Genomic DNA, 6,238 nt, shown 5'->3' with positions numbered 1-6,238 from the left:
GCGATTGGCTTGCCAAGGAAACCTCACTTCCGTTTTCTCTGCCGACAGAGGCGCAGTGGGAGTACGCGGCACGTTCGGGTGGCAAGTTTATACCTTATGGCACTATTACCGGGGCTCTGGAAAAAGGTACGAGCATACCCACGCTAGCCGATGTCGATAAATCAACAGGCGCTGGTGATAATAGCATCTATGCCCCTTATCCAGTTAGGTTGTATCCTCCGAATAGCCTAGGGTTGTATCAGATGGGGGATAATGGCTATGTATGGACTTTTGATTGGTATCAACCTGATTACTACCAGTATTCTCCCAAGGAAAATCCTAAAGGGCCAAGTGGAGGGAGTGAAAAGGTCGTCAGAGGGTTAGCGCCTGGTGAAGGTCTGGGAGGGGCGCTGACAATGGAAAGATATCATAGGAGGCCAGGCTTGATGTCTTCAGGTGATGATAAAAGCTCGGCGGTGCCATACACTTTTCGTTGTGTGTTGAATGACAAAAGCTTGAAATGATGGGGGGTTGGCTTTGGTGTTCGATTTGCAAGGCTTCCTACGGTGCTAAGTGACCTGCATGGGATTGGTCATAAGCTCACGTGACAGGTGTTGAACGGCATGTTATGACTAAAGGTTTCGGAAAAAAGGAATTATCTATGAAGTCTCGGTTCATTTTGTTGGCGCTATCGAATTTGAGCTTGGTTGCCTGTGGCGATGGCCATGCTGACTCGAAAAACCAACAAGCGGTCGATGCGTTGATCAAGAAGACGAAAGACGAGCTCGTCCGTGTCGAGAGTGGCACCTTCCAGATGGGGGACTTCGGGCCGATCGATCCCAATCTAAAAGGCAGCGACAAGGGGTTGCCCTATAGCGCGGATCAAGACAACAAGCCGTTGCATGAGGTCACGCTGGATACGTTCTATATGTCGCCGACCAAGGTGACCTACGCCGATTACGATGTTTACACCGAGGCTACGGGCAAAGACAAGATCAATAGCACTAATCAGTTCGAGATGCAGTTTCGCCAGGATAACGTCCCCGCTGGCGTGGACTGGTATCAGGCCAAGGATTATTGCGATTGGCTTGCCAAGGAAACCTCACTTCCGTTTTCTCTGCCGACAGAGGCGCAATGGGAATACGCGGCGCGTTCGGGTGGGAAGTTTATACCTTACGGCACCAGTACAGGAACGCTGGAGAAAGGGAAAAGCATTCCTACCGATGAGGATGTCGGCAAAGCTACTCACGCAGGTGATTACAGTGGGCTGGCACCTTACCCTGTGACGTTGTATCCGCCCAATAAGCTCGGGTTGTATCAAATGGGTGATAATGGATATGAGTGGGTTTCTGATTGGTACCAAGCTGATTATTATGCGCGTTCTCCCTTAAAAAATCCGAAGGGGCCGGAGAAAGGCGATGAAAAAGTGGTGCGTGGTATATCTCATGGACAAGGCTGGGGTGGTGTGTTGACAATCAGACGGGATCATGTGCCACCTAAGATAGGCGACAAGTATCTCCATTCCGAGTTTTCCTTTCGCTGTGCACTGAACTCCGGCAGTATGATCAATTGAGTTTTGAAGGATGGGCGGATAACGTGCGCCCATCCTTTTTATACTCAAGCCACAGTGGTTGTGGTTTTGTCAGGTTGACAGATGGCTTTAGTTGGGTTGTTGCAAGGCTTGTAGAACTCCGGGGAGATCTGCTGCCGAACTTGGGTGAAATATTCCTCTACCCGATTTCTTACCATTTTTCCGCCCTTGGGCGCGATTGGAGGCAAGTCCTTATATATTCTTCGAAGATCGTTGTTGTAATCGCTGGTGTAAGCCTTCGATAACTGGGGGAATTGTTCGCTTCTTTCTTTCTCTCCCATGTCAAGAAAGCTGTACACTCTCTGTTCTCCTTGCTCTTGACAGGCTTTCTTTTCATCCTGAGCTATTTTTTTCGCTGTAATAGCAGGTGCCACCCTTTGCATTACGCAGTCAAATTCCGCCTTGGATTGCACCCATTCAAACACTCGAATAATAGCCCTTTTTCTGTTGGGCAATGCGCCAAAGCGGTAGGCGTCTCGATCTAAAGGTGAAACGGCATTGCGCAAATCCACTTCGTCAATCACAGAAGTTGTCGTCAGGAGGTAAAGTAAAGCCCCCTTGGCTTCCGGTGATGCATATTTTAACATGTCAGGGTCTGCGTTTATTCGCGACGTCAAACTACCTCTTTCTAGTCCTTGCTCAATGCTGCTTTTGACTTGGAGGTATTTTTCGTTTGCTATCGCGGAAATTCTACCTGCAGTATAGTTTAAGTAGCTTTCTATTTTTTCGCCAGTCAATACTGTCATGTAAATGATGTTGGATATTGTTCTGAAGGCTTCAGCTCCAATAAAGTCGAGCCTTCGATAGTTTACATGGCGAAGCTGATAAGCAACCCATTTGATAAATTCTACTACTAGGGTGGCATCGATTTCCCCCGATACCTTTCCCTTGGCGCCAACGCCCCAGCAGAAGCCGGCCTTGGCCATAAATTTGAACTTGCCCGCATCGTAGGAAATGTTCAAACCACCCTCGAACCCCGCACCTGCTTGTGCTGTAGCCTGCGGAGCCAGCTTGCCAAAAGGACGGAACTCATCGACTTCGGGGTTTTTCCATTCGATTTGGCCAGTAATCGTGCAGCTCATCTCGGCGCCGACGAAAGCACGAATCTGATTGCCCGAGTCGCTGTCTTCCTCCTCCTTCGTCGACATGTCTATTCGCTGCATGCCGGGCAGGGTTTGGGAGTCCAGAGTGCCGCGGGTACCTACCGTCCTACCACCGGGCCGACTGAGATCGGCATCGATATTCAGCTCGGCGGCAATGCTGGCGCCTATACCTCCCTCTGTCACCATGATCATATGAGAGCGAATCATGCCCAAATCGATCAACTGCGTTGGTTTGGACTTCTTTTCCTCATCATTTGTCTCTGCGGTCTCCGCGTTCTCTGCATCCGCCGTCGATTCCTCCGAAGCAGATTTTCTCAACGGTAATTGGAAAGCCATGATGTAACCACCAGGCGGCTCGTAGCAGTGGATTTCGCTCTTCGCCTGCGCCAGCATCAGTTCGGCATGCCCGGTGGCTTTGATCGAGCCGCTCATCTGGTAGGGGTTGGCATTGACAGAGATACCGCCAGCGCCATAGGCCCAACGCATCAGTTGCGCCTCGTTGTTGAGCGTGACCTTGGCCGAACCCGTCTGATGCTCGTCCGCAGGGGCATCTCCACCGGCGAGCTGTAGATTGCGGTTGGTGGCCTGGCTCCAGTGGAAAAGTTCCTTCTCCTGATCCTCCAGTGCCAGCCAACCGTCGATCCAGGGCTTTTCTCCGGAGAGTCTGCTTCTCAGATCCTGAAGCTGGCCTCGTAGCGTTTCCCAATCGACCTGACCACTGGTATTGATGATATCCGTGTGGCCGCTGCTGGATAGCGGATAGCGCTCCCAGTCGGGTGATATCTTCTCCGCACGAACGTATCCCATGCGAAATCCGGCGTCTGACGCGCGGCATCCCCGGCGCTGTAGTGCCACCAGCTCCACGATGTTATTGCTCGGGTCTTCAAGGCTTGTCAGGGAGTCGACAACTTCGTTGAGCTTGGCATTGGCCTTGTTGAGTCGGCTCTGGGCGAGCTGGACTTGCAGCCCGACGCTGCCCCGGTTGCCCACACCACCGGCGGCTTCGATATGGGGGCGCTCGTCTTCGTTGTAGTAACTACCGTGGACATAGGCGATATATCGGTCTTGCCACTGCTTGAGGTTCGCCATGGCACGTTGCTGCTCTTCTACCAGTGCCTCGAGCGTTGTCATTTCCGTATTGAACTCGGGCATTGCCTCACGGGGCACCAGGAGGATGGTGTTGGTCCCGGTCAGGTAGAAAAGCTGATCGGCTGGGTCGTTGGAAGCCTGGGCCCCATCCGCGCATAGGCGGGTCTGGGCTTGGCCGTGAGTTTCGATCTGTGAGGAGCTGCTCATGACAGAGTGCCTTCCGCTGCATCATCGAAGCGATCGAGTATCGTGACTCTCAACTGCTCCGGCTTACGAGTCAGGATCTTCTGAGTTTTACCTTCGGCATCGGCGCGGCCTTCGACAACCTGACCCTCGGCCGTCTCAACGCGATAGCTGGCGTATGGCAGGATTTTTCCCGAACGTTTGTCACTCAAAGTGAAATACTGCTCATAGGGGCCTTGCGATTCGGGTAATGAATCGAAGGCCATGGGCATGCTCGTCGGCCCACCGAAGTTGTGCTGCGCCCCCTTGATATCCGCAGCACCCGGACAGTGGACCTCGATATTGCCGCCTTCGATGCGGATATAGCCGCCGCCGCTCTGCAACAGAATGCCGTTCTCGGCCTGGATTTCGATGCGGCCTTCGGTCGACGTCACCTGGACGCCTTTCTCCGCGGTGAAAGCCATCTCTCCATCCTGCGCCTGCATCTCCACCTTGCCCCGCGCCGCAAACAGCTTGATGCCCGCCTTCTGCACGAACAGCGAGAGCTTCTCGGAGATCGAGGCGACCAGGCTCTTGCCGGTGGCGATATTGACGTCCTCGCCGCTGGAGACACTCAGCGATCTGCCCTGGGCCAGGTGGGTCGATTCCGGCGTGCTCAGGGTGATGCCGGCGGGCGAGGCCATATGCAGCCACGGCGCTTTCATGCGTGCCGCTTCGCCGCGGCCGCCGCTGTCGGTGGCGCCGCGGGCGTTGCTCTGATCAGCATCCGAAAGCTGTTCGCTGTTGCCGTAGCGGTCGTCGGCGTCCTCGCCCGCCTGCTTGAGGTGGGTACGGCTGTCGAGTGCTTCGGCGTTGTGGTCCTGGGCACTCTGGCTCAGCGTGTCCGTGAGCTGGTAGGCGCTGTCGAGCTGCTGTTTGGCCGGGGTGAGGTCGAGCTGGTCACCGCTGGCGCCGAGCTGGCCCCAGCTGGTGAGGTAGAGCCCCTGGTTGGCGCGGATGGCGCCATAGGCGTCGGTGCGCAGTTCGAACCCGGTACCGCGGAAGGCGCCGCGGGTGTTGCCGGTCTGGTGGATCAGGTAGCCGAGGTTGAGCTGGCTCTTCTCGGCTTCGGAGTTGAGCCGGACACGCTCCTGGTCGGTGGCGTCGTCGAACACCAGCTCGTTGTACTTGCTGCCGCGGTAGGTCTTGCTCTTGAACCCGGAGAGCAGGCCGTGGCTGTGCCAGTCCGGGGTCTGCTCGCCGTTGTAGACCCGGCCGGTGATCAGCGGGCGGTCGGCATCGCCTTCGAGGAAGTCGACCAGCACTTCCTGGCCGATACGCGGCACGAACACGCCGCCCCAGCCGGCGCCGGCGTTGGGCTGGGAGACCCGCAGCCAGACGCTGGAGTTCTCGTCGTTCTGGCCCTGGCGGTCCCAGTGGAACTGCACGCGAACGCGGTTGAGGTGATCGGTGTGGATCTCCTCGTTGGCGGGGCCGACCACGGTGGCGGTCTGGGGCCCGCCGATCACCGGGCGCTGATGGGTCAGCGGATGGCGGTAGGGCTGGGTGCGGCGCTGGGCTTCGAGATCGACCAGGAAGTGGCCGGTGCCGCCACTCATGTAGTCGGAGAGACGATCGCTATCGCCTTCGTCTGCCAGCCCATGCGCCTGCTTGGCCGCCTCGAGCTGAGGCTGCAGGCTGCCCGGCAGCGCCTGGAGCTGGGCCGAGACCGGCAGGGCGTTCTCGGCGTGGACGGTGACGCCCAGCAGCAGGAACTGGCGCTCTTCTTCGCCACCGGTGTCGTGCAGCGGGTGCTGGGTGAGTTCGAACCAGCGCCCGGCCTGGAGCTGGCGGGCGCCACCGCTGCCGCGAAAACGCTTGGCCAGGGATTCATGCGCTTCCAGCCGGTTTTCGGTGAGGCGTTCGCCGCAGCTGCGGGCGGGATAGTCGCGACGCAGGTCGAAGCAATGATCGACCAGGTCATCGCGGACAGCCCGGTGCAGGTCGCCCAGTGCCGCGACGCCGACCCGGAGAAGCGCGGCAAGATGATCGGCTACTTCGTCGGCCAGGTGATGAAAGCCTCTCGCGGTACCGCCAACCCACAGCAGTTCAATGGCCTGCTCAAGCAGAAGCTGGACGAAGCCTGAGTCGGCACTGCCTAGCAAACTAGCCCTGCCCCAATGCAAAAGCCCATGGCCAAGGCCATGGGCTTTTGTTTGATAGAAGAGGAATGCTCCGTTTCACAATCTCTTTGTCGCGGTGCTTTCCCGACGCAGCTTGCGTGGCCAGTACACCGGCCAGCACAGCAGTAGCG

General features: G+C 56.7%; 4 protein-coding genes and 1 pseudogene. 3 read left to right on the top strand and 2 right to left on the bottom strand.

All coding sequences use genetic code 11. The annotated features are described in order from the left end of the window. Both Q0602_RS16065 and Q0602_RS16060 read left to right on the top strand, forming a co-directional pair. On the top strand, window positions 1-503 hold a 503-nt coding region (locus Q0602_RS16065), incomplete at its 5' end, for an SUMF1/EgtB/PvdO family nonheme iron enzyme (RefSeq protein WP_298845453.1). Between the two features lie 137 nt (window positions 504-640). Beyond that, on the top strand, window positions 641-1,552 hold the full coding sequence (locus Q0602_RS16060) for an SUMF1/EgtB/PvdO family nonheme iron enzyme (RefSeq protein WP_298845451.1): 912 nt from the start codon (window positions 641-643) through the stop codon (window positions 1,550-1,552). Between the two features lie 44 nt (window positions 1,553-1,596). Here Q0602_RS16060 and Q0602_RS16055 read toward each other — a convergent pair whose 3' ends face one another. Both Q0602_RS16055 and Q0602_RS16050 read right to left on the bottom strand, forming a co-directional pair. After that, entirely contained in the window at window positions 1,597-3,969 is a 2,373-nt protein-coding gene (locus tag Q0602_RS16055) for a hypothetical protein (protein WP_298845449.1), read from the bottom strand. Continuing rightward, window positions 3,966-5,882 (bottom strand): type VI secretion system Vgr family protein, encoded by a 1,917-nt coding sequence (locus Q0602_RS16050; protein ID WP_298845455.1) that lies wholly within the window; start codon window positions 5,880-5,882, stop codon window positions 3,966-3,968. The genes Q0602_RS16055 and Q0602_RS16050 overlap by 4 nt, the downstream gene beginning before the upstream one ends. Here Q0602_RS16050 and gatB point away from each other — a divergent pair. Continuing rightward, window positions 5,883-6,071 (top strand): annotated as a pseudogene (gene gatB / locus Q0602_RS16045) (Asp-tRNA(Asn)/Glu-tRNA(Gln) amidotransferase GatCAB subunit B); the annotation flags it as partial. Between the last annotated feature and the right edge of the window lie 167 nt (window positions 6,072-6,238).

This window comes from uncultured Salinicola sp. (assembly GCF_937921195.1).
Taxonomy (GTDB): Bacteria; Pseudomonadota; Gammaproteobacteria; order Pseudomonadales; family Halomonadaceae; genus Salinicola.
This window is presented reverse-complemented; position numbering and strand designations above follow the sequence as displayed.

Bases quoted from the DNA above. Each gene is read 5' to 3' on its own strand.
- Q0602_RS16055 (WP_298845449.1), bottom strand. From the start codon at position 3,969: ATGAGCAGCTCCTCACAGATCGAAACTCACGGCCAAGCCCAGACCCGC.
- Q0602_RS16060 (WP_298845451.1), top strand. From the start codon at position 641: ATGAAGTCTCGGTTCATTTTGTTGGCGCTATCGAATTTGAGCTTGGTT.